Genomic DNA, 24,235 nt, shown 5'->3' on the forward strand with positions numbered 1-24,235 from the left:
TTCCCATCCCGAACAGGACCGTGAAACAGCTCCACGCCGATGATAGTGCGGATTGCCCGTGTGAAAGTAGGTAATCGTCAGGCTCCTTATGCTGTAACGTCCAGAACCCCGGTGTCTCCGAAAGAGAACCGGGGTTCTGGCGTTTGGGCGCATTAAAAAAAGCAGCTCGTCAATTCAAGGCGCCACCCAGGTCCCGCGCCATTCCCCTTCTTCAAACACCAGACTGGCCCGCCTATGCCCTGCGGGATTCAGATCGAGGTAGTCAATGCTCGATACGGTCACATCAATCAGACAGAAGTTTTCGAATCCCGCCGATGAGTCGGGATCTTCGGCGAGCGTCGTTGCATGCGCTTCGGCGGGAGACGCAACCGGTGTCGCGGGCGCAAGCGGCGTGCGATAGACGATCAACGTCCGAGGTCTGCTCGAGTCCCAGACAGCTCTCGTATCCGAGGGCGTCTCGACGATTCTCGCAACGCCGTGCAGCCTTATCTGGATCCCGCCGTCGAGATCGCAGCCGACGAGCGATACGCGCGGGTCGCGCCGCAATTCAGACACCTTTGTAGACCGCACGTCGGTATGAAACATGACTGAGCGCCGCTCGCGAGAGACACGGCGCAACACGACCGTCCGCACGGCAGGCGCACCGTCCAGCGCAATCGTCGCGACCTGCAGCATCGTGAAGGGCGAGCGCTCATTGCCCGCGTTTGCGCCCGCGTTCAGGCGTGCCCAGAGCTCGTCGACGATCTGATCCATATCTGCCGCGCTACAGAGCACGCACGATGCCGCCGTCGACACGGATGTTTTGCCCCGTGATGTACCCCGCGGCATCCGACAACAGGAACGCGACCGTTTGTGCGATCTCCTGTGTCTTCCCGAATCGGCCAACCGGAATGCGGGCAACAATCTCGGGCGTTTCGGGCCAGCTGTCGATAAACCCCGGCAGCACGGAGTTGATTCGAATATTGTCCTTCGCGTAGCGGTCGGCATAAAGGCGCGTGAACGAACTCAACGCGGCGCGCAGCGCGGAAGAAACAGGCATGGCCTGCTCGGGCGCATCGGCGGCAAAGCTCGAGATATTCACCACCGCGCCGCCGCGTTGCTCGAGAAACGCAGGGGTCACGCGACGCAACACGCGAGCGACGTTGAGCAGGATGAGATCGAGCCCGAGGTGCCACTGTTCGTCTGCAACAGAAAGCAGATCCCCCTTCGGCGGATGCCCCGTGTTGTTCACCACAGCGTCGATGCGGCCATATTTTTCGAGCGTTTCGCGGACGAACCGGTCGATACAGTCCGGCTCGGTCACCGAGCCGGTAAAGCCGAATCCGCCAAGCTCTCTCGCCAGTTCGGCCGCACTGCCCGAGGGTGACATCAAGGCCAGACGGTAGCCGCTGGCTGCCAGTTCGCGCGCGATCGCCGCGCCCATACCCTTGCCGGCCGCCGTGACGAGTGCGACTTTTTCTACTGCCATCGTGCTCTCTCCTTGAATTGGATTCAGCGCGTCAGAACTGCGCCGTATGGGAAATCGTCCAGAAACTGTATGGCGTTATGATTGGATTGTCGAATGATGTTTCTTATAGTCTGACAATAAAATTCTTCAGGTCCGATGGCGTGGATATCGCGGTGCGGCTCGGCAAGCCGCCGTTCGCGAAAGGCCTCGTCAGCGACCCGCTATTTCCGCTGCAGGTATTCGGCGTAGCAGCCCGCAACTGCTCAAGCCCGATCACCCGGTGCGCACGATCTCGGACCTGCAAAACTATGTGCTGCTCCACGACTCTCATGATCTGTGGCCGGAATTTTTCAACGCCCTCGGTTGCACAAATGATGTGGGCGAGCTGAAAGGGCCGCACTTCAGTCAATCGTCGCTCGCCATCGATGCCGCCATTGCGGGGCAGGGCATTGCACACACGAGCGAACATCTCGTCGAGCGCGATATAAGCGCGTTGAACCGGGCATTCGCAGTCAGCAAGTTCTGCGCCACCATCCGCATTGCAGTGCAGCGCCTCGCCGTGAGCCAGCGCGTGCGCACGCATTCATCGTTCGATCACCTTGCCGGTGCATAATGACTGAACCGCCGATGCAGTCGATGACTATCCGCCAAGGAGTTCGTCATGCTAGCGAGGAACGAAGAATTCGTCGCCCATCTGCTCTCCGACGTCATGGAATTTGCGCGGGCGCGCTTGCCCGAGCCGACGTTCCAGATCGTCGAGCCTTTCCTGCGGCACTACTACGATTTCGCCGACGCGGAGGATCTGCGCAGCCGCAGCATCGCCGACCTCTACGGCGCCGCCATGGCGCACTGGCGAACCGCGCAGCGCTTTGTACCGGGCAGCGAGCGCATGCAGGTCTACAACCCGATCCTCGAACAGCACGGTTGGCATTCGGACCATACGGTCATCGAAATCGTGAACGACGACATGCCATTTCTCGTCGATTCGGTTTCCATGGCCGTCAACCGTCTGGGGCTCGCGCTGCATTCCGCGCTGCACCCCGTATTCCGGATCTGGCGCGGCAAGGACGGGACGATCGAGCGTGTAGACGAAGGCGGGGCTAGCGCCGGCGACGGGCAATCACAACTCGCTTCGTTCATCCATTTCGAGGTAGACCGCTGCGGCGATGCAGCAAAGCTCGACGAATTGCGCAGCGACATCGCCAAGGTGCTTGGCGACGTGCGGGCGTCGGTAGAAGATTGGCCGAACCTGCTCGAGGCCGCGCGCACCACCATCAAGACGATGAAAGCGCGCGAAACGAGCGCAGAGGACATCGAAGCGCGCGCGTTTCTCGAATGGATGGTGGCCGACCATTTCACTTTCCTCGGCCAGCGCGATTACGCGCTGGTCGCGCATGACGGCGGCTACGCCCTGCGTGGCGTGGAAGGCTCGGGCCTCGGCATTCTGCGCGAATCGCTGCGCGCGCCGGGCACGCCGGACATCACACCGTTGCCGCCCGCGGCCGTCGACATCATCAGCGGCGCATGGCCCATTTTCCTGACGAAAGCGAACTCGCGTGCCACCGTACACCGGCCGGGCTATCTGGACTACGTTGGAGTGAAGCTAGTCGGCGCGGATGGCAAGGTGTGCGGCGAGCGCCGCTTCGTCGGCCTCTACACCTCGACCGCCTATATGGTCTCCACCGCCGAAATCCCGATCGTGCGGCGCAAATGCGCGAATATCGTGCAGCGCGCGGGTTTTCTGCCGAAAGGCCATCTCGGCAAATCGCTGGTGACGGTGCTGGAAACCTATCCGCGGGATGAACTGCTGCAGGCGAGCGAAGACGAGCTTTTCGACATCGCGCTCGGTGTGCTGCGCTTGCAGGAACACCAGCGCACGCGGCTATTCGTGCGGCGCGACCGCTTCAACCGCTTCGTTTCCTGCCTCGTATACGTCTCGCGCGACAAGTACAACACCGATCTGCGGCGGCGGATTGCAAACCTGCTCGTGGACGCCTTCAACGGCGTTTCCGTGGAGTTCACGCCGCTGCTTTCGGAGTCGGCGATCGCACGGATTCATTTCGTCGTGCACGCCGAACCCGGCTCGATGCCCGAAGTCGACACGCACGAACTCGAGGCGCGGCTCGTGCAGGTCACGCGCCGCTGGCAGGACGATCTGGCCGATGCGTTGCTCGACGCATTCGGCGAAGAGCAGGGCACGAGTCTCTTGCATCGCTACGCCGATTCGTTCCCGCCGGGCTATCGCGACGATTATCCGGCGCGCACGGCGGTACGCGATATCGAGCTGATCGAGCGCGTGCAGGGAGCGCAGCGCATCGCGATGAATCTGTACCGGCCTATCGAGGCGGGCCCACGTACGTTCCGCTTCAAGGTTTATTGCACGGGCGAAGCGATCGCGCTCTCGCGCAGCCTGCCGATGCTGGAACACCTCGGCGTGCGTGTGGATGAAGAGCGGCCCTATGTGATCGAGGCGCCTTCTTGCGCGCCTGCTTGGGTCCACGATTTCGGCCTCGAACTCGCGGACGACGCCGAATTTGACATCGAGCGCGTGAAGGGCCTGTTCGAAGACGCATTCGAAAGCGTCTGGAACGCACGCATCGAAAATGACGATTTCAACCGGCTCGTGCTGCGCGCCTATCTGAGCGCGCGCGAAGTGACGATCCTGCGTGCCTATGCGAAGTACCTTCGCCAGGTGGGTTCGACATTCAGCGACGCCTATATCGAGCGTGCGCTAACCGGCAATCCGGCGATCGCCCGGCAGTTCGTCGAACTGTTCGTACTCCGGTTCGATCCGCGCGATTCACAGGCACGGGAAGAGCGCACGGCACTCATGCTCAAGGCCATTGATAGCGCGCTCGACCAGGTGCCCAATCTCGACGAAGACCGCATCCTGCGGCAGTTCCTCGGCGTGATCAATGCGACGGTGCGCACCAACTATTTCCGCCGCGAAGCCAATGGCGCAGAGCGGCCCTCGCTCTCGTTCAAATTCGACCCTTCGAAAGTGCCTGGCCTGCCCGAACCCAAGCCCATGTTCGAGATCTGGGTTTATTCGCCGCGCGTGGAGGGGGTGCACTTGCGCGGCGGGCGTGTCGCTCGTGGCGGCCTGCGCTGGTCGGATCGCCGCGAAGACTTCCGCACCGAAGTGCTGGGCCTCATGAAAGCCCAGATGGTGAAGAACGTCGTGATCGTGCCGGTGGGATCGAAGGGCGGCTTTGTCGTGAAGAACCCGCCGCCGGCGAGCGACCGCGAAGCATGGACGCGCGAGGGCGTGGCGTGCTATCAGACCTTCCTGCGCGGCCTGCTCGATCTCACCGACAATCTCGTGAACAACGCGATCGTGCCGCCGCCCGATGTCGTGCGCCACGATCCCGACGACCCCTACCTCGTCGTGGCCGCCGACAAGGGCACCGCCACGTTCTCCGACTACGCGAACGCGATATCCGCCGAATACGGATTCTGGCTCGACGATGCATTTGCCTCGGGCGGGTCCGTGGGCTACGACCACAAAAAGATGGCGATCACGGCGCGCGGCGCGTGGGAGTCGGTCAAGCGGCATTTCCGCGAAATGGGCGTGGATACGCAGGCCACCGATTTCACCGTGGTCGGCGTTGGCGACATGTCGGGCGACGTGTTCGGCAACGGGATGCTGCTCTCGCCGCATATCAAGCTCGTCGCAGCTTTCGATCACCGCCATATTTTCCTCGACCCGAATCCCGATCCGGCCGTGAGCCTTGCCGAGCGCGCGCGGCTCTTCGCGCTCGAACGCTCGAGCTGGGCCGACTACGACCCGGCTACGATATCGGCGGGCGGCGGCGTGTTCGCGCGCACCATGAAGACGATCCCGCTTTCGGCGGCGGTGCGCACGGCACTCGGCATCGAGGCGGCGGCGCTTTCGCCAACCGAGTTGATTCGCGCGATCCTGCTGGCGAAGGTCGACCTGCTCTATAACGGCGGCATTGGCACTTATGTGAAATCCGCGCGCGAGACCAACGCACAAGTCGGCGACAAAGCCAACGACGCGGTGCGCGTGAACGGCTCGGAACTGCGCTGCAAGGTCGTGGGCGAGGGCGGCAATCTCGGCGTCACGCAGCTCGGGCGCATCGAATTCGCGCAGCATGGCGGCCACATCAACACGGATGCGATCGATAACTCGGCAGGCGTAGATTGTTCGGACCACGAAGTCAACATCAAGATCCTGCTCGGACTCGTGGTGGCCGACGGCGAGATGACGACGAAACAGCGCAACGCGTTGCTCGCGGAGATGACCGACGAAGTCGGACTGCTGGTGCTGAGCGACAACTACTACCAGACTCAGGCGCTTTCGATCGCGGGCCGCTACGCCGTGGAGCTGCTCGATGCCGAATCGCGCCTCATGCGCTGGCTCGAACGCGCAGGACGTCTGAATCGCCATATCGAATTCCTGCCGACCGACGATGAAATCGCCGAACGCCAGGCCGCGAAACTCGGGCTCACGTCGCCGGAGCGCGCCGTGCTGCTCGCTTACAGCAAGATGTGGCTCTACGACGCGTTGCTCGATTCATCGGTGCCGGAAGACCCGCTCGTCGCGGACCTGCTGATCGACTACTTCCCGCAGCCACTGCAGCAGCGCTTTAGCGAACCCATGCATCGGCATCCGCTGCGGCGTGAAATTCTGGCGACGCATTTGACGAACGCGCTCGTGAACCGCGTGGGCTGCGCATTCGTGCACCGTTTGATGGAGGAAACCGACGCGCAGCCCGGCGAAATCGTGCACGCGTGCATCATGGCGCGCGACGTATTTGGTCTGAACGATATCTGGCGCGCCATCGACGCGCTCGACAACCGCGTGCCCGACGACGTGCAGGCGCGCATGTTCGTCGACATCGCACGGCTGCTCGAACGCGCGGCGCTATGGTTCCTGCGGCATCTGCAGGCAGGCTCGGTGGACAACGATGGTGTGAGCACGCTGCTGGCACGCTGCCGCGACGCCGCTCAGCGCCTCGCGCCGCAATTGCCGACGCTGCTGCCCGACCCGGATCTCGAAGCGCTTTCGGCACGCCAGGGAGAACTCGTGAAGGCGGGCGTCGAAAATGCGCTCGCGCTGCGCGTGGCGAGTGGAGATATTTCGGTAGCACTGCTGGACATCGCGGATGTAGCGGCGGCGTGCGACCGTCCTCTTGAGCGCGTTGCGGCGGCGTACTTCGCTTTGGGTACGCGGCTCAATTACAGCTGGATTGGCGAGCGTGCAGCGACGCTGCCTACGCCGACGCATTGGGACACCATGGCGCGCGCGGCGGCGCTCGCCGAGGTGGCGCACCTCAAGCGCGCGCTCACCACGAGCGTGCTTGCACAAGGCTCCGAAACCGCGGACGCACAAACGCTCGTCGACGCATGGTGCGCTCAGCACGAGGCGGCGCTCGAGCGTTATGGGCAGTTGCTTACGGAACTGCGTGCGTCGAGCGGCGTGAGTCTTTCTGTGCTGCTCGTGATCGTGAGGGCGATGGCGGCGCTCGAAAGGACTTGAAGACTCGAACGATGACGGCGGTGCAAGCGGCTTACGCGGCGGCCGCTTCGGTCACCGCCTGCGTGCTCGCCACGGCCGCCGCCTGCTCGCGAATCAGACGATAGACCGTCTCGCCGGGCACCGTCTCCGCCTCGAGCAACTGGTCGGCGATCGCGCGCAGCACCGGCTCGTTCGCACGCAGCAACGCGAAGCACGCGTCGTTGAGTTCGTGCAGCAGAGCGTTCGCGTGCTCGATCGCGCTCTTCAACTGCAAGCCCGCGACCTGCTGCGGCAGCGCCGCGAGGCTGAACAGATTGCCATCCGCATTGAAGCCGTGCTTCGACACCATGTCGAGGCTGATGCGCGAGGCCTCCTGCAAATCCTGCGCCGCGCCGCTCGACGCTTCGCCGAACATGAGCAGTTCCGCGTTGCGCCCGCCCAGCAGCACCTGGATTTCGTTACGCATTTCCGTTTCGCGATACAGGTACTTGTCCTGCATTTTCGTGATCAGCGCCACGCCCAACGCGCCGCCACGCGGCAAAATCGTCACTTCTTCGAGCACGCCGGTGCCGAGGAGGGCGGCGACGAGTCCATGTCCTGCTTCATGGATCGCAATGCGTGTGCGTTCGTCGTCCGAAAGCGCGCGCTCCGCGCCGTTGACGTCGCCAATGCGTGCAATCTTGATGGCCTCGAGAAAATGCACCGCGGCCACTTGCCGCTTGCCGGCCTTGCGCGCGACGAGACCCGCTTGATTCACGATCATCGAGAGCGTGGCCGGGGAAAGGCCCGTGGTCAGCCGTGCGAGCTGGTTGAAATCGAGGTCGTTGGCTTTCGACTTCAGATTGGCGGCGTAGAAGCGCAGAATTTCTGCGCGATCCTCCAGGTCGGGCAAACGCACCTGCACCGTGCGGTCGAAGCGGCCAGGGCGGCGCAGCGCTTCGTCGAGATTGTCCGGGTGATTGGTCGCGGCGACGATGATCACGCCTTCGTTCGACGCGAACCCGTCCATCTCCGCGAGCAGCTGGTTGATGATGCGGTTGCTTTCCGCTTCGACCGGGCCGCCGCCCGTATCGGTGCGCTTGCCCAGGCCGTCCGCCTCGTCGATGAAGATGACCGTCGGCGCGTTCTTGCGCGCGAGCTCGAACAGGCGCTTGACCTTCTGAATGCCCACACCGTAATACTTCGCGCTGAAATAGCTGCCCGTGATGGCGATGAAATTCGCGCCGCATTCGCCTGCAAGCGCCTGCGCGAGACGCGTCTTGCCGACGCCCGGGCCGCCTGTCATGAGCACGCCGCATGGCGCGCGCACGCCCATGCCCGTGAACTGCGCGGGCTCGGTGAGCCACGCGCGCACGTCGGCGAGCGCGGCTTTCGCTTCGCCTGCGCCGATCACGTCGTCGAAGCGCAAAGTGGGCGATTCGCCGAGCAATTGTGCGCCGCCGCCCATTTCGCGGCGCATGAACCACAGCAGGCCGCCTAGCATCAGCACGGGGAGTAGCAGACTGAACGCGTCGCGCACACGGTCGAGGGCTTCTGTCCAGCGCTCGGCGCCGATGCGCACATCGGCGTGCGGCAGCCAGACGAGTTGCCAGGGCGGCGTCGCGCCCGGTTTCAGATCGCCGAACAGCAGGGCGTTCGCGAATGCGCCATTGTGATCGGCCACATAATACTTTTCGCCCTTGATCGTCGAGACGAGAATTGCTTCGCGGCTCACGCCAATTGCGGCGACATCGCGGTCGCGAATATCGCGCAGCAATTCCGAGGCATCCTTCTCGCGCTTCGTCCATGGCGATGCGTCATGCCGCATCTCGCTGGCGACACCCGTAAGCGCAGCCGGCTGGGACTGCGCAAGATTCGCTTGATGGCGCCAGTAGAAAAAGCCAGACGCCGCCGCGAGCGCCGCCGCGCATACACCCAACGCCGCGTATCGGCCAAAGCGTGACCACCGCGAATTCCTTGCCGGTTTCATGAATCCTTTCCTGCCTGGCGCCGCCGTGACGACGCCAGATAATCTATCGTGGGACTGGAGGCGCTCGAACGTCTCGCCTTGCGTAGTCCATGGATAGTCAGGAATACGAAAACGACCCTTTTAATCGCGCTGCTCCAATAGGATTATGCCTGCGTTAGGCAGCCCGCGAAAAAGGGGATTGACGGATAAATACCTTTTAATCCGGTGATTTAGCCTGGCTGCATGGTTTCTTTGGGGGCGCGAACGGCGATGTACGCCTGTGTGGCGTGCTTCGCCATGCGGGTCGGACCGCGGGCAGAATAAAGATAAATGGGGCGAGCGTCGCTATTCGTTCGCTCGCTGCGCAACGTGGGCTATCCGGTCCCGCACAACACCGATCGCCTGCTTGAGCGCGTAGACATCCTGAAAATAGCGGTACGGAATGCGTATCCGGCTCGCGTTTGCGTCGATGTTTTCGATTTCTTCGCTCCATTGCGCGATCTGCGAGGGGCTCGGCTCGCTGTTGCTCCACACTTCGTCTTCGAGTGCCTTGATTTCGCGGTACCAGACGACGAGCCGTTTTTTCATCCGTGCTTCGAGCAACCGCGGCAATGCCTGAAGCAAGCCAATCAGGAGCGCCGCGAACGGCACGAGGATCAACAGCCGTCGTTCGATCACGCTCGCGAGCCAGAACGGCAGATAGCGGTACAGGAACGGCTGGCCGGATTTGAAGTAGCGGACGCTTTCGTCGGAGAGCGGGAATTCTTCCGTCTTCAGGTTAGGGAAGGTGCCGAGCGGCGTGAAGTAATCTTCGCCACCGTGAACGGAGTGAGCCGCGTCGAGCAGCAGATAGACGAGCGCCGGATGCAGCGTGTCTTTCGAGACCAGCAGCGCCGTTGCCGCGAGCAGCGTGACGTCGGTGCGCGGCAGATCATCGGCGACACTCGTCGACGCGCGGGGCAAGACGATCTTCGAAAGCGATGGGAACTTCTGAACCAGCGCGTCTGCCTGGGCGAAACTCATCAGTTTGAGATCGCTGTTCAGCAGGATCTTCTGCATCTCGGCGTCGGGCCGGCCGATGAAGAAAGCCGCGTCGATCTGACCGCTTTCGAGCCCTTGATACGCTGCCGGCGCATCCATTTGCAGCAGGGTGGAGTTCTGGCTCGTGATGCCGCTGTAGCCGAGCAATACCTGCGCGACATTGAGCAGGCCACTGCCGGGCACGCCCGTCGAAATCTTCTTGCCACGAAGCTGCGACAGCCGGTCGACCGTCGTGTCGCCGCGATAGAACACCCAGATCGGTTCGTACGACACGGCAGCGATCGTCTGCAGACCGTCGGTCTCCTTCGGGTTGGTGGTACCCGACTGGATGAAACCGACTTCATAGGCGCTGTTCGGGTCTCTCAACCGCTCATAATTCTCCACCGCGCCGGAGGAACTGCGGATATCGAGCTTGATGCCCGCACGCTTCAGGATGGGCGCATAGCGATCCGCAAAGCCACGATAGATGCCGTTGTCAGCGCCGCTGGTCATGACGATGGTGCGTTGGAACGCGGGTGCGGCCACGATCGCCACCACCCAGCCAAACGCAGCCAACAAAATGATTACGCCGACGATCAGGAAGCGCCGCCTCGCCCTGGTCATGGGTGCTGTCTGGCTGCGATGCAGTGCCGGATTGTGTCGGGGCATCGTTATGTACGCCTCCAGGATGCAACGCAGCAAGGATCGCGGTGCGTCGTGGCTCGCTCTGATCGTTATGCTGAGCTTATTGCCGTTGCCGCTCGGGGTGAGTATGCCACGGCGAGGGAATCTACCTTCGCATCGAGGACGCAGCGTTTGCGGGCAGGCTTGCCGGTGTCCCCTTGCTGTCTGGTGATCGGTAATCGCGGATCAAAGATATAGGTCGTAGTGCAAATTAATATTGGAAGCGATGGATTCGCCTTTTTACTTGACATACCTTCATGGCGTTTACTTGGCTCCGTCACATCGACCCATCGAGAAGGCGCGACGCCAAAGGCTGACCGGATCGATTCGCGCTGAAATTTCCCGCGCGGCGCCTGAGCTGGCATCCCCTTCGCCGATCAGTCGCCGCTGTCGCTCGAAGCGTCGATCGCGTTCAACAAATGACGCAGTGCATGGCCTGCAGCGACGGACTCTTCCGGATCGAGCATCGCCGTCAGCGCGTTCAGCCGGCCGACCCGCTCGTCCAGTGCACGATCGATGCACGCCAGGCCTTCTTCCGTCAGTTCCACTTCGAGCCGCCGGCGGTCATTCGGATCGGGCAGACGGCGCACCAGGCCCTTGTCTTCCAGCCGGTCCAGCAGCACGGTCATCGTGCCGGTCGTAAGGATGGCGATGCGGCTCAGGTCCGACGGGGATGCCGTTTTGGGGTAGCGCCGACGCAGCGCCGCCAGCACCTGGAACTGGCCCGAAGTGATGCCGTGCGCCTGGGAAAGCTTGATCAGCTCTCGCTCCAGCACGCCGCCCAGACGGATCACCCTGATCAGCATGTCGGCGTGTTGCAGATCCAGGTCGGGGCGCGCCGTACGCCATTCGGCGAGAAATTGGTCCACATAGTCAAGGGTAGTCATACGCGAATTTTACTTGGCTCCAAATAACTTCGCAATTGATTGCTTGACATCAAGATACTCGATGACTAGTATTCGCTCATGGTCTGACCGGGGACAACAACCGGCCGACATCAGAAAGACAATGAAATGGGCGAGACACGACATGGCTTTTGATTCCTCGTGCGGGTTTCCTGGGCAACCGGGCGATAGCGCCGCAATCTCTGGCGGCTCGGTTCGAGCGGCCTTTGACGCAACATCGGACCGCTATCCGGCGCATCCTTTTCTCCACATTCCCGCGCAAGCAACGGCGGGGTACGGGGGGCAAGCGGTGGACTGGGAATACGACGAAGCAGCCCTTCGCGTGCAGGCGCTGGAGGCCGATTTCCGCGAAGCTGGCCTGACGCGCGGCCATCGCGTCGCCGTGATGCTCGACAACCGCGCCGAGTTCTTCCTGTGCTGGCTGGCGCTCAACGGCATCGGCGTGTCGATCGTGCCGCTCAACGCAGAGCACAGCGCTGCGGAGATGGCGCATGTGCTGCGCGACAGCGCGGCCGTGATGGTGGTCACGCTGGAAGGACGAAGGGCGGCACTGGAACCCGCACTGCACCTCGCACTGGCCGGCACCGACAGGGCATTGCCGCCGGTTTGCTGCCTCGGCGACGACGCGCCCCGGGTGCCGGTGCTGCCCGGCACGTTCGCAGCCAGCACGGACGAGTGTGCGTTGGTCTATACCTCGGGCAGCACGGGTTTGCCGAAGGGCTGCATGCTCTCGAATGCCTACATGCTGGCGTTCGGCCGCTGGTACCTGTCGCTCGGCGGCCTGTGCGCGATCGAGCCCGGTGCCGAACGCCTGATCACCCCGTTGCCGCTGGTGCATATGAACGCGCTGGCCTGCTCGTCGATGGCGATGATCCTGAGCGGCGGTTGCATCATTTAGCTTGACCGTTTCCACCCCGGCACCTGGGCGCAGACCGTCGCTCAGAGCGGCGCCACCATCGTGCATTACCTCGGCGTGATGCCGGCCATCCTGCTGCAGTTCCCGCCCCGGCCCGGCGACCGCGCGCACGCAGTGAAGTTCGGCTTCGGCGCTGGCGTGCATCCGAAACACCAGGCGGCGTTCGAGGCGCGCTTCGGCTTTCCGCTGGTGGAGTCGTGGTCGATGACCGAAGTCGGCGCGGGAGCGGCGGTGGCGGCCAACGTCGAGCCGCGCCATGCCGGCAGCCGTTGCTTCGGCCGACCGTCGGGGCACATGGAATACCGGATCGTCGACGACGCAGGTGTTGACGTGCCGCCCGGTAGCTCGGGCGAACTGTGGGTGCGCGCCGCCGGTCCGGATCCCCGGGCGGGTTTCTTCTCGGGCTACGCCAACCAGCCAGAGTTGACCGAAGCCGCATGGGCTGGCGATTACTTCCATACCGGGGACATCGTGCGCGCGGGTAGCGACGGCGCCCTGCATTTCGTCGACCGCAAGAAGAGCATCATCCGGCGCAGCGGCGAGAACATCGCCTCGCTCGAAGTGGAGGCCGTGCTCAATCAGTTGCCCGTTGTGCGCAACGTCGGCGTGGGACCCGTCGAAGACGAGACGCGGGGCGAGGAAGTCATGGCGTGCGTCGAGCTTGCCGCCGGCCACGCGCCTTCGCACGAGGTGGCGCTGCAAATATTCGAGGCTGCGGCGCAGCGGCTCGCTTACTACAAGCTCCCGGGCTACATCGCGTTCGTGTCCGCGCTTCCGCTGACTGCTTCCCAGAAGCTGCAGCGTGGGGTGCTGCGCGAAATCATGCGCCGCCTGGCTGGCGAGGGCGCCGCATTCGACCTGCGCGCCCTGAAGAAACGCTCCGCCTCGCATCCGGCGGACAACGCCTGAGCGGCCGCCGGAGTCTCCCATGGCAATCCAACCCGAAGACGCGCAAGCCGTGCTGGCGGTACCCGTCACGACAGGCTACGCGCGCTACAGCACCGAGCCAGCGGACTGGTATGTCGCGCAATGCCTGCGTGAACTGTTGGCTGGCGCCGGCTTGTCGAAAGACAGTATTGACGGCCTCGCCGTCTCCAGCTTCACGCTGGCACCCGACCCTGTGGCCAGCCTGTCGCGGTCGCTCGGGCTGTCGTTGCGTTGGCTGGAATCCGTACCTTTCGGCGGCGCCAGCGGTGTGATCGCGCTGCGCCGCGCGGCACGGGCGGTGGAGGCTGGCGATGCGGAAGTCGTGGCCTGCATAGGCGCCGATGCCAACCCGCGCGGTGGTTTTGCCGGGCTGGCCAGTCGCTTTTCCTGGGCGGCCATCGACGCGGTGTATCCCTACGGAGCGGCGGGTCCGAACATGCCGTTCGCGCACCTGACCCGGCGCTATATGGATGCCACCGGCGCCACGCGAGCCGACTTCGGCCGCCTTTGCGTCTCGCAGCGCGCCAATGCCAGTGCCGTCGCGCACGCGCTGTTGCGCGACCCCATTTCGCTCGAGGCGTACCTCGACGCCCGGCCAATCGCCGAGCCGCTCCACAAGCTGGATGTCGTGATGCCGTGTGCGGGTGCGGAGGGCTTTCTGGTGATGCAGCGGCGGCGGGCCCTCCATCTCGGCCTGCCGTACGCCCGTATCCGGTCGATGGTCGAGCGCCACAACGCCTACGCCGACGATGAAGCCATCTTGCGAGGCGGCTGGGCCCAGGAGTGCAGCCGCCTCTATCGCGAGGCCGGCGTCGGCTGCGGGGACATCGATGTGCTGGCGACTTACGACGACTACCCCGCGGTAGTGTTTCTGCAACTGGAAGGGCTCGGCTTTTGCCCGCCCGGCGCCGCTGCCGCTCTCATTCAGTCACACGATCTGAGTTTCCGCGGCGACTTTCCGCACAACACAAGCGGCGGCCAGCTCGGCTGCGGACAGGCCGGTGCGGCCGGCGGCTATCTGGGGCTGGTGGAAGTCTTGCGGCAGGTCACTGCGCAGGCCGGCGCCAATCAGGTACGCGCTGCCCGCATCGGGCTCGCCAGCGGCTACGGCATGGCCGTGTACGACCGCTGCCTCGCCACCGGCGCCGCGATCATCGAAGGGGTCACGCCATGAGCCACGACGCTTCCTTTGCGCAGTGCCGCTCGCTTGCCTGGCACAGCATGGCGGAGTCCACGCCGCCGGGCGGCCTCGCACTGCCGTGCTGCGCGCAGTGCGGCCACCAGTTCTATCCGCCGCAACGCTATTGCCCGCGTTGCCTGCACGGGCACATCGACTACGTGGCCGACAACGGCGCGGCCGTCGTGCTATCGGTGACGCGCCTGCACCACACACTGGAGCCAGCCTTCGTCAGTTTGCTGCCTTTACATGTGGCGGCCGTTCGCACGGATTCCGATGTCACGCTTTTCGCGCTGGCCGACGACATGCTGGCCCCGGGCACCCGTGTGACGGTCAGCCTGATCCGCGCAGCATGGGCGCCCGCTGGTGTGCTGCGGGTCCGCTGCGTGGCATCGCCGGAACACGGGGGGGCGGTATGAGCCATCTCCACCATGAAACCCAGCGTTTCGCGGGACGTACGGCCGTGGTGACCGGGGGTAGCGCGGGCATCGGACTGGCCGTCAGCGAGGCGCTGCTCGCGCAAGGCGCGCGCGTGATTGCCGCAGGGCTCGAGCCGTCCGCCAGTGCGCATCCGCGCCTCATCTCCAGCGTCGTGGACCTGTCGACGCCCGAAGGCATTCGCACACTGGCGGCGCTCGCTCAGGCAGAGCAGGCCGACATCCTCGTCAACAACGCCGGTGCGGTGCGCAACACCCTGCTCGAAGACGTAGACGATGCCGAGTTCGACCTGATGATGACGCTGCACGTGCGCTGCGCAATGAAGCTGGCGCAGGCCTGCCTGCCGCACATGAAGGCACAGCGCTTCGGCCGCATCGTCAATGTGGCGTCGCGCGCGATCGTGGGCCTGGCCGGACGCACCGCCTATGGCGCGAGCAAGGCCGCGCTGGCCGCGATGACCCGCACCTGGGCGCTGGAATCCGGCCCGTCCAGCATCACGGTCAATACGGTGTCGCCCGGGCCCATCGTCACCGGCATGCTGATTCGCGATATTCCGGAGCATGGCGAACGCGCGCGCGCCCTGGCCGCTTCACTGCCGCTCCAGCGCCTCGGCCGCCCGGACGACGTAGCACGCGCGGTGCTCTTCTTTGCCGATCCCGCAAATGGCTGGATCACGGGGCAGAACCTCTTCGTCTGTGGCGGGGGGAGCCTGGCCGCTTCTCTGGCGCTCTGAGGCCTCTTAACCTCACTTCATCCAAACCACCAGAAACAAACCGGAGACAACATCGTGAACCCGTCGAGTTCCACCTCGTCCATTCCCCCGCTAGAAGAAGTACTCCTAAATAGCGAAGACATGCCGTGGCGCCCCAAATCCCTGCCGGGCCTCTACGAAAAGATGCTGTGGCGCGACGACGCCACCGGCGCTTCCATCGCACTGATCCGGTTCGAGAAGGGCGTGTCGATTCCCGTGCCGCACTCGCATGCATCGAACCAGTTCATGTTCTGCCTGCAGGGTCGCTACGAATACACGGCCACGAATGTGGTGCTGATGCGGGGTAGCTTCTACTGGAATCCCAAGGGGCACATCCACGGCCCGACGCTCGCGCACGAAGACACCATCGTGGTGGAAATCTACGACGGTCCGCACTATCCGCAGCAGCCGAGCTGGTACACGGATGAGCGCGATGCCCACTGACCACAAAGGTGCCGCCATTCCCGGCATTCCCACGCCCTCGAGCCATTGCGAGACCGATCCGCGGGACCTGTGCGCGGCGGTCGGCGCGATCTTCGAGCGGCTCGGCGTAGCTGCTGCCGATGCCGCGTATGTCGCAGAGGCTCTGGTCGATGCCGACATGGAAGGCCTCCCCTCGCACGGCGTCATGCTGGTCCACATGTATGCGCAGCGCCTGCGCAGCGGATCCGTGACGGCGGCGTCGCGGGCCGCTGTGGCCCATGACCACGGCGCCTGCGTGGTGCTCGACGCCGCAAACATGCTGGGCCAGCTTTCCGCGCGACAGGCGGTCGCGATCGCGAGGGAGCGCGCCGTTGAGCACGGCATCGGCGCCGTGGCGGTGCGCAACGCCTTTCACTTCGGCGCGGCCGGACGCTATGCGCGGGCCCTGGCAAGCGATGGCTGCGTTGGCATTGCGATGTCCAACACTCGTCCGCTGATGCCCGCGCCGGGTGGCGCCCAGAGCGTCGTCGGCAACAACCCGCTGGCTATCGCGGTGACCGGTGACGATGGCATGCCGGTGGAACTCGACATGGCGATGAGCGCCAGCGCGATGGGCAAGATCCGGCTGGCCGCCGCCGCCGGCCGCGCGATTCCGGCTGGCTGGGCCACCGACGCGCAAGGCCTGCCCACCACGGACGCGGCCGCCGCCATCGCCGGCATGCTGCTTCCGGCGGCCGGCCCCAAGGGCTTCGGCCTCGCCTTCATGGTCGACGTACTGTGCGGCGGCCTGTCCGGCGGCGCCACCGGCGCGGCGGTGCAACCGCTCTATGGCGACAGCGCTATTGCCTACAACTGCGCGCACTTTTTCCTCGCGATCGATGTGGCGCATTTCCGCGACGCCGGCGCGTTCGCGCGCACCGTCAGCGACGCGGCGGCCGCGGTGCGCTCGTCGCGGCGCGCGCCCGGCACGGAACGTCTTTACGCCCCCGGCGAGATCGGCTGGGCGAGGCGTGCCGAATCCGGCGGCGCCTGCCGCGTCGAGCGGCCGGTGCTGATCGAACTCGCCGCCCTGGCGCGCGCGCTCACCGCCGCGCTGCCTTCTTCGATTGCCAACCTTGTAGACGATATGGACCTGACAGCATGAAAACGCAAATTCTCACCGGCGAACTGCGCAAACCCAACGGCCACTTCTCGCAGGCCACCACCATCGAGGCCAGCGGCAAGCTGGTCTTCATCTCCGGCATGACGGCGCGCCGGCCCGACGGCTCGATCGCCGGCATCGGCGACGTCGTAACCCAGACCCGGCAAGTCTGCGAGAACCTGAGCGCCGCCGTGAAAGCCGCCGGCGGCTCGCTCGACGACATCTGTCGCGTCGATGTGTACGTACGCAACATCGAGCATTTCGACCGCATCCACGACGTGCGCCGCGAGTTTTTCAAGGCGCCACTGCCGGCTTCGACCATGGTCGAGGTCAGCAAGCTGGTCTCGCCGGAATACCTGATCGAGATCAGCGCGATCGCGGTTCTGCCGAACGCCTGAGACACGTATCGGAGTCCGAATCATGCGATTTGCAAGTTTCATCTACGAGGGCCGGGCGCGCATCGGGGTGGTCGAAGGCGACCAGGTGGCCCCATTGCCGCTGTCTGTGGGCGACCTGCGCGATGTGATCGCCGGTGGCCGGGATGCGCTGTGCAGTATCGCCAGCGCGTTGTGCGACGGCACGCTGGAGTGCATCGCAATCGATGGCCTGCGCCTGCTGCCGCCGCTGCAGCGTTTGCCGCGCGATGTGCTTTGTGTCGGCTGGAACTACTGGGACCATTTTCTGGAAGGCGAGGGCAAGCGTGAAGGGCAGGACGTGCCGCGTCCCGAAGCCCCGACCTTCTTCACCAAGAGTCCGCACACCGTCATTGGACCGCGCGACGACATCGCTTTCGATCCGCGCATCTCGGCCAAATGGGACTACGAGGCCGAACTCGCGCTGGTCATCGGCACCGGCGGCCGCAGCATCGCCGCGAGAGACGCCATGCGGCACGTCTGGGGCTATTGCCTCGCAAACGACATTTCTCAGCGCGACCTGCAACGCCGTCACGGCGGCCAGTGGCTGAAGGGCAAGAGCATCGACAGCACCATGCCGTTGGGGCCCTTCCTGGTGACGGCCGACGAGATCGATCCGCGCGAAGTCCGGCTGCAATGCCTCGTCAACGGCGAGCTACTGCAGGACGCCTCAGTGTCGCAGATGGCTTTCGATATTCCCGAACTCATCGCCGAGTTGTCGTTCGGTATGACGCTGCACGCGGGCGACCTCGTTCTGACCGGCACGCCGGCCGGCGTGGGCAACGCACGCGAGCCGCAGGTTTTCCTGCAAGCCGGCGACGTCGTGACCGCGCGCGGTACGGGCTTGGGCGAACTGGTCAACCGGGTGGTCGAGACCGACCTGTATGGACAATCGAGTGTTACGGACATGCGGAGGCGCCCATGAAAGCCAGCTTCGATGCAAGCGGCGACGTGATCGTCATCACGGGCGGCGCGAACGGGATCGGCGCGGCGCTTGCGCGTGCCTGCGCGGGGGCGGGGGCAGCGGTGATTGTCTGCGACGTGGACGAGCACGCCGCCGCGGCGTTGCTGGCCGCCGAGCCGCGCCTGCAGTTTGTCCGGCTCGACGTCAGCGACCGCGATGCCGTGATGGCCGCCATGCGGTCCATCGAGAACGAACATGGCCACATTGACGGTCTGGTCTGCGCAGCGGCGGTGCAGCCGCGCCGGGCTGTGCATGACACGGCGCCGGCTGACTGGCAGCGCACGCTCGGCATCAATCTCGATGGCGTGGTGTGGTGCTACCAGGCTGCGATGCCCGGCATGATCCGACGGCGGCGCGGCAGCGTGCTGGCGTTCTCGTCGGGACTGGCCCATAGCGGCTGGGCCGAGTCTGCCGCGTATGCCGCCAGCAAAGCCGCACTGGTGGCCTTCATCAAAAGTGCTGCGAAGGAGGTGGCCCGGCATCGGGTGCGGGTCAACCTGATCGCCCCCGGCGTCATCGACACGCCCCAGTACCGGCATGCCAATGCCGGGAGCGACGACGCGCACTGGGCCGCCACGCTCGGGGTAGGCCAGCCGGAGGACGTCACGGGGCCGCTGATGTTCCTGCTGTCCGATGCCGCCACCATGACCGCGTCGGTGCTCAGCCGGGACTATGCCTGGCAGGCCAGCGAACCCGCGGGGCACGAGCAATGACATTCACCGGAGAACCACAACCATGCAGCCTGTACTGATCGTTGGCGCTGGGCCGATCGGGCTGACCACGGCGCTCGGTCTTGCGTACTACGGCATTCCCTTTCTGCTGCTCGAGGAAGACGGCAGCCTGTCGCTCGACACCAAGGCGGGCACGCTGCTGACGCGCACGTTGGAGGCCTTTCGCCGCTATGGCGTCGCCGATGCCGTGCTGGAGCGTGCGCTTCGAGTCGAAGAGATCGGCGAGATCGAACGGGAGAGCAATCTCTCGCAGTCGTCTGTGCGCACGGCCGTGCTGCGCGACGAGACGCGCTACCCGTTCGTCGTCAACCTGCCGCAGCACCATCTCGAGCCGATCCTGCGCGACGCGGTGGAGCGTGTGCCGCAAGGCCGCTTGCTGATGAAGCACCGCCTGGTGTCGTTCGACTCCGGCGCCAGCGGTGTGCAAGCCATCTTCGACACGCCCGATGGCCCGCAGCGCTTCGAGGGCAGCTACCTGCTGGCGTGCGATGGCGGCCGCAGCACGGTGCGCGCGCAATGCGGTGTTCCGGTGGTCGGCACGTCGCTCGATGTGCGCTACATGCTGGTGGATCTCAAGGTCGACCTCGATGTGGCCAATCCGCGCGACTATCCCTATCTCGCGTACTTCTCGGATGCGCAGGAGTGGATGATCCTGGTGCGGCAGCCGCACTGCTGGCGCTTCCTCTATCCGCTCGCCAGGGACGCGGACGAACCCACCGACGAGGCGCTGCGCAGCAAGGTGCTGCGCTTCATCGGCAAGGTCGACAAGGTCGAGTTGCTGGGGCGGGTGAGCTACCGCGTGCACCACCGCATTGCGCGCCAGTGGCGGCGCGACCGCGTGTTCCTGATGGGCGACGCTGCGCATCTGATTACACCGATGTGGGCGCTTGGCCTCAATACCGGCGTGCTGGATGCCATCAGCCTGCCATGGCGCCTCGCGTGGGTGCTGCGCGGCTGGGCCGACAGCAGCCTGCTGGACGGCTATGAGCGCGAACAGCGCCCGGTTGCGGAGGAAGGCGCGGGCGAGATGGCGGAGGCCGCGCGTCACCACATGGCCATGCAGGACGAGGCAAAACGCACCGCGGCGCTGCAGGACTGGGGCAACGCCTATACGCGCACGCTGCTGGGCGTGCGGCTGGATATCAACGGCAGCGGCGACTGGTCGATGATCCGAACGGAGGCCGAGCCGCCGCCGCTGCAGGTAGGCGAGCGCATCCCGGATTTCCTGCTGCATGGCCCCGCCGGCCGGCCAGTTCGGGTCCACGATCTCGTCGACGGCAATTTCCTCGCGCTGTATTTCGACGACGTGCGCCGCCAGCCGCAGATCCCACACAACACGTCCCCCGCCTTGCGTCACTTCGTGGTGTCGCGCTGGGACGCCCCCCTCGACTCCGGCCTGCGCGACCGCGCCCTGCTCGATGTCGGCAACCAGTTGCGCGAGCGCCTCGGCGTGGCGGACGGCACGCTGGTGCTGATTCGCCCGGACGACCATGTCGCCGCCATCGTGCCGATCGCGCCGCAACGTGCCGAAGACCTCTATGCATCCATCGTCGGCGTGCCCGCGCCGCAAGGGAGTTCGCAATGATCCGTGGACCCAGCGTGCTCGGCCTGAACGGCTTTGGCCTGGAAGTACCGGACCTGGGCGCCGCCCGGGCCTTCTACGAGACCTTCGGCCTCGAAACCGCGACGGTGCAACCGGGCGTGCTGCGCATGCGCTCGCCTGGCCGAACCAACGATGAACTGATCTTGTCGGCCGGCGCGGGCAAACGGCTGCATCATGTGTCTTTCTACTTTGATCCGCTGCAGCGCGCGGACTTCATCGAGAAGCTGACTCAGGCCGGACTCGACGTCCTCGAGCAGGCCCCGCCCGGCGGCCACCGGGACGGGCTCTGGTTCCAGGACCCGTGGGGTACATGGATTCATCTCAGCCCACATGTTCCGGGGTCGCTCGCGGAGCCCGCCGCCGATGCCGTGCTGCGCCGGCCGGTGGACGTCGCGGCGTGGCAGGCACTCGATGGCGGGCGCGCCCCGCTCAAGATAGGCCACGTGCTGATCTTCACCCCCGACCTGGCAAGGGCGGAGCGCTTCCTGTGCGATACGCTCGGCCTGCGTGTGGCCGACAGGGCAGTCGGAAAGGTGAGCTTCCTCGCTGCGGGCGAGGGCGTGATCGACCACCACTGTTTCGGCCTGATCGCCAGTACGCACCGCGGCTTCCAGCATGCCAGCTTCCAGATGGGCGGGATCGACGACATCGGTTTCGGCGCCTGGCGCATGCGCGAGGCGGGTTACCGGGACAGCTTCGGCCCGGGACGACATGCGCTGGCGTCGAACCTGTTCCAGTATGTGCGGGATCCGTGGGGCAGCTGGGTGGAGTACTACGCCGACATGGACAAGATCAGCGACCAATGGGTGAGCCGGGACTGGACGGTCTTGCCGTACATCTGGGGGCCGACGTGGTCGCCGGAATTCTGGGGAGGGGAGATGAATGCCAACCTGGAGCCACGGTGACCCCGCGTATGGATTGTCGGAAGACGAAGGAAAACCCATGTCCTCGATCGCATTGGATGTCCATACTCACCTTGTGCCCGGCGGCAGGGCTGCATTGCCGCCATTGGACGGTGTCGTCAGGCGGACTGCCGACGGTGTGATGGTGATCGACGGCCAGCCGCTGATGGCCATGGACCTGTATCACCCCGAGCGGTTGCTCGCCTGGATGGAGGCCAACGGCGTGCGGCGTGCGCTGGTATCGGTGCCGCCGCCGCTCTACCGGCAGCACCTGGACGCCGTCGCAGCCCACACCTGGGCTTGTTACGTCAACGATGGCCTGCTCGAGATCGCCGCTCGCCACAGTGCAAAGCTGGGTGCCTTGCTGCATTTGCCGATGGAGCACCCGGCGGTGGCGCAGGCATTGGCCGCGTGTTATGGCGAGTCGGCTCATGCAGGATACGCGCTGGCGGCAGGAGGCGTTGACGCCGTCGATTACGGCGATCCGGCGCACCGGCCGCTGTGGGAGCGGCTGGACGCGCAGGGCGCCTTCGTCTTCCTTCATCCGGCGCACTGTTGCGACGGCAGGCTCACACGGCATTACATGGAAAACTTGCTTGGCAATCCTTACGAGACTGCGGTCGCGGCGTCGCAACTGCTGATGGCGGATGTCCCGAAGCAGTACCCGCGCATCCGCTTCTGCCTCGCGCACGCTGGCGGCGCGTTCCCGGCGGTGTGCGGACGCTTGCAGCGTGGCTTCGACACCGGGCGTCCGGGAGTGCCGGCACAGATCGAGCCGCCCTTGCAGGCGGCGAGGCGCTTCTTCGCCGACTGCATCGCGCACCAGCCCGCCGGCCTGCGGCTGGCACAGGAGGTATTCGGCCGCCCTAATGTGCTGTTCGGCTCGGACTGGCCGTTTCCCATGGGCATCCCCTCGCCGGGCACCGATGACACCGTGCGCGCGTGGAGACAAGACGCCACGCCGTAACGGCCCGGCGCACACACCACAACAGGCAGAGAACGAGAATCAAGGAGACAACATGAATGTGGAACAAGGATCAGCCGCGGCCGGTATGCCGGTGGCTGCCGATGCGCGGCGGGCGATGTTGCGCAAGACCGTCATGACATCGATCGTCGGGCAGGCACTCGAATGGTACGACTTCTTTCTATATGGCACGGCCGCGGCGCTGATCTTCGGCAAGCTGTTCTTCCCGATCGGCACGGACCCGCTGGTGGGCACGCTGGCGGCCTTCGGCGGCTTCGCGGTGGGGTTCGTCGCGCGCCCGCTCGGCGGCGTGCTCTGCGGTCACGTGGGCGACCGCTACGGCCGCAAGCTGGTTCTGGTGCTGACGCTGGTCGTGATGGGGCTTGCCACCGCCCTGATGGGCCTCCTGCCGACGTATCAGCAGATCGGGATCTGGGCGCCCGTGCTGCTGGTGTTGCTGCGTCTCTTGCAAGGGCTGGCTGCTGGCGGCGAATGGAGCGGCAGCATCCTGCTGATCAGTGAGAATGCGCCGCCGACGCGGCGAGGCTTCCTGTCGGCCTGGAGCCCGAGCGGGGCGACCGTCGGCTTCGTGCTGTCGGCAGTCGCCTTCTGGGCGGCGCAGAAGCTGCCTGCCGAAGACTTCATGAGCTGGGGATGGCGCGTCCCGTTCCTCGCCAGCATCGTGCTGGTGCTGGCGGGCTACTACATCCGCAGCCGGATTCCCGAAAGCGCGGAGTTCGTGGCGGCCAGGCGCAGCGGCCACGGTGTGCGCCTGCCCGTGATCGAAGTGCTGCGCCAGCAGCCGAAGGAAGTGCTGATGGTGGTGGGGCTGCGCATGGCGGAAGGCGGCGCGTCCTATATCTTCTTCGCATTCTCGCTCGCCTATGGCGCGCATCTTGGCATTCCTAACCAGGTCATGCTGGAAGGGCTGACGATCTCGATGGTGCTGGTCATGGGCACCGCACTGGCGTATGGCCACCTGTCCGACCGAATCGGCCGACGCACCGTCTATATGGCGGGCGCGGTCGGCGTGATGCTGGTGGCGTTCCCGTTCTTCTGGCTGATCGATACGCGCCAGCCGTCTCTGGTGCTGCTCGCTTACGTGCTGGCCGATTCCGTGGCGCTGGCCGCCATGGTCGGTGTACAGCCGAGCTATATGGCAGAGCTGTTCCGGACGGAAGTGCGCTACTCCGGCATGGGCGTTGGCCGCGAACTGTCGTCGGTGATCGGCGGCGGCGTGGCGCCGATGGTCGCCACGGCCCTGCTGGCGAAGTATCACTCGGCGACGCCTGTCGCGCTCTATCTGATCGTGCTGGGGGGCATCACGGTGATCGCGCTCATGTTCACGCCGGAAACGCTGCCCAGTGAGGCGCGCAGGCGCCCCGGGCACGCCTGAAGG

At 65.0% G+C, this 24,235-nt stretch carries 20 protein-coding genes and 1 pseudogene; 15 read left to right on the plus strand and 6 right to left on the minus strand.

Going from position 1 to position 24,235, the window contains the following annotated elements:
• Window positions 1-174: 174 nt before the first annotated feature.
• The 3 genes from AB4Y43_RS29595 to AB4Y43_RS29605 form a co-directional block, all read right to left on the minus strand.
• A complete protein-coding gene (locus AB4Y43_RS29595) occupies window positions 175-753 on the minus strand; it encodes a pyridoxamine 5'-phosphate oxidase family protein (RefSeq protein WP_368729411.1) in 579 nt (192 codons plus the stop codon).
• A gap of 10 nt (window positions 754-763) precedes the next feature.
• On the minus strand, window positions 764-1,468 hold the full coding sequence (locus AB4Y43_RS29600) for an SDR family oxidoreductase (protein WP_368685079.1): 705 nt from the start codon (window positions 1,466-1,468) through the stop codon (window positions 764-766).
• A 103-nt stretch (window positions 1,469-1,571) separates the two neighbouring features.
• The gene (locus AB4Y43_RS29605) at window positions 1,572-2,030 is read right to left on the minus strand and encodes a hypothetical protein (RefSeq protein WP_368729412.1); all 459 of its coding nucleotides are present in this window, start codon (window positions 2,028-2,030) and stop codon (window positions 1,572-1,574) included.
• A 78-nt stretch (window positions 2,031-2,108) separates the two neighbouring features.
• Here AB4Y43_RS29605 and AB4Y43_RS29610 point away from each other — a divergent pair, with 78 nt between their 5' ends.
• Window positions 2,109-6,950, plus strand: coding sequence for an NAD-glutamate dehydrogenase (locus AB4Y43_RS29610; protein ID WP_368729413.1), 4,842 nt, complete (start codon window positions 2,109-2,111; stop codon window positions 6,948-6,950).
• 31 nt (window positions 6,951-6,981) lie between these two features.
• Here AB4Y43_RS29610 and AB4Y43_RS29615 read toward each other — a convergent pair whose 3' ends face one another.
• From AB4Y43_RS29615 to AB4Y43_RS29625, 3 genes are all read right to left on the minus strand, one after another.
• A complete protein-coding gene (locus AB4Y43_RS29615) occupies window positions 6,982-8,898 on the minus strand; it encodes an AAA family ATPase (RefSeq protein WP_368729414.1) in 1,917 nt (638 codons plus the stop codon).
• A gap of 324 nt (window positions 8,899-9,222) precedes the next feature.
• Window positions 9,223-10,521, minus strand: a complete 1,299-nt coding sequence (locus AB4Y43_RS29620) for a TAXI family TRAP transporter solute-binding subunit (protein ID WP_069267300.1) — start codon at window positions 10,519-10,521, stop codon at window positions 9,223-9,225.
• Between the two features lie 437 nt (window positions 10,522-10,958).
• On the minus strand, window positions 10,959-11,468 hold the full coding sequence (locus AB4Y43_RS29625; RefSeq protein WP_069267299.1) for a MarR family winged helix-turn-helix transcriptional regulator: 510 nt from the start codon (window positions 11,466-11,468) through the stop codon (window positions 10,959-10,961).
• A 142-nt stretch (window positions 11,469-11,610) separates the two neighbouring features.
• Here AB4Y43_RS29625 and AB4Y43_RS29630 point away from each other — a divergent pair.
• From AB4Y43_RS29630 to AB4Y43_RS29695, 14 genes and pseudogenes are all read left to right on the plus strand, one after another.
• Window positions 11,611-12,762 (plus strand): annotated as a pseudogene (locus tag AB4Y43_RS29630) (AMP-binding protein); the annotation flags it as partial.
• A 210-nt stretch (window positions 12,763-12,972) separates the two neighbouring features.
• A complete protein-coding gene (locus AB4Y43_RS29635) occupies window positions 12,973-13,311 on the plus strand; it encodes a hypothetical protein (RefSeq protein WP_368729441.1) in 339 nt (112 codons plus the stop codon).
• 19 nt (window positions 13,312-13,330) lie between these two features.
• A complete protein-coding gene (locus AB4Y43_RS29640) occupies window positions 13,331-14,503 on the plus strand; it encodes a thiolase family protein (protein WP_368619771.1) in 1,173 nt (390 codons plus the stop codon).
• On the plus strand, window positions 14,500-14,925 hold the full coding sequence (locus AB4Y43_RS29645; RefSeq protein ID WP_368729415.1) for a Zn-ribbon domain-containing OB-fold protein: 426 nt from the start codon (window positions 14,500-14,502) through the stop codon (window positions 14,923-14,925). Before AB4Y43_RS29640 ends, AB4Y43_RS29645 begins: the two co-directional genes overlap by 4 nt.
• Window positions 14,922-15,677 carry an SDR family NAD(P)-dependent oxidoreductase gene (locus tag AB4Y43_RS29650; protein WP_368729416.1) on the plus strand — a complete coding sequence of 252 codons (756 nt, stop codon included), beginning with the start codon at window positions 14,922-14,924 and terminating at the stop codon, window positions 15,675-15,677. The genes AB4Y43_RS29645 and AB4Y43_RS29650 overlap by 4 nt, the downstream gene beginning before the upstream one ends.
• 54 nt (window positions 15,678-15,731) lie before the next feature.
• Entirely contained in the window at window positions 15,732-16,139 is a 408-nt protein-coding gene (locus tag AB4Y43_RS29655) for a cupin domain-containing protein (RefSeq protein WP_368729417.1), read from the plus strand.
• Window positions 16,129-17,262 carry an Ldh family oxidoreductase gene (locus AB4Y43_RS29660; RefSeq protein ID WP_368729418.1) on the plus strand — a complete coding sequence of 378 codons (1,134 nt, stop codon included), beginning with the start codon at window positions 16,129-16,131 and terminating at the stop codon, window positions 17,260-17,262. Before AB4Y43_RS29655 ends, AB4Y43_RS29660 begins: the two co-directional genes overlap by 11 nt.
• Window positions 17,259-17,657, plus strand: coding sequence for a RidA family protein (locus AB4Y43_RS29665; RefSeq protein WP_342949970.1), 399 nt, complete (start codon window positions 17,259-17,261; stop codon window positions 17,655-17,657). The genes AB4Y43_RS29660 and AB4Y43_RS29665 overlap by 4 nt, the downstream gene beginning before the upstream one ends.
• A 67-nt stretch (window positions 17,658-17,724) precedes the next feature.
• Window positions 17,725-18,597 (plus strand): fumarylacetoacetate hydrolase family protein, encoded by an 873-nt coding sequence (locus AB4Y43_RS29670; RefSeq protein WP_368729419.1) that lies wholly within the window; start codon window positions 17,725-17,727, stop codon window positions 18,595-18,597.
• Window positions 18,594-19,349, plus strand: a complete 756-nt coding sequence (locus AB4Y43_RS29675; RefSeq protein ID WP_368619766.1) for an SDR family NAD(P)-dependent oxidoreductase — start codon at window positions 18,594-18,596, stop codon at window positions 19,347-19,349. The genes AB4Y43_RS29670 and AB4Y43_RS29675 overlap by 4 nt, the downstream gene beginning before the upstream one ends.
• 22 nt (window positions 19,350-19,371) lie before the next feature.
• Complete coding sequence (locus AB4Y43_RS29680) at window positions 19,372-20,952, plus strand: FAD-dependent monooxygenase (protein ID WP_368729420.1); 1,581 nt, start codon at window positions 19,372-19,374, stop codon at window positions 20,950-20,952.
• A complete protein-coding gene (locus AB4Y43_RS29685; RefSeq protein ID WP_368685069.1) occupies window positions 20,949-21,875 on the plus strand; it encodes a VOC family protein in 927 nt (308 codons plus the stop codon). The genes AB4Y43_RS29680 and AB4Y43_RS29685 overlap by 4 nt, the downstream gene beginning before the upstream one ends.
• A gap of 37 nt (window positions 21,876-21,912) precedes the next feature.
• On the plus strand, window positions 21,913-22,839 hold the full coding sequence (locus AB4Y43_RS29690) for an amidohydrolase family protein (RefSeq protein WP_368685068.1): 927 nt from the start codon (window positions 21,913-21,915) through the stop codon (window positions 22,837-22,839).
• An 85-nt stretch (window positions 22,840-22,924) separates the two neighbouring features.
• A complete protein-coding gene (locus AB4Y43_RS29695; protein ID WP_368729442.1) occupies window positions 22,925-24,232 on the plus strand; it encodes an MFS transporter in 1,308 nt (435 codons plus the stop codon).
• Window positions 24,233-24,235 lie beyond the last annotated feature (3 nt).

Origin of the sequence: Paraburkholderia sp. BR10872 (assembly GCF_040965835.1) — a bacterium.
Classification (GTDB): Bacteria; Pseudomonadota; Gammaproteobacteria; order Burkholderiales; family Burkholderiaceae; genus Paraburkholderia; species Paraburkholderia nodosa_A.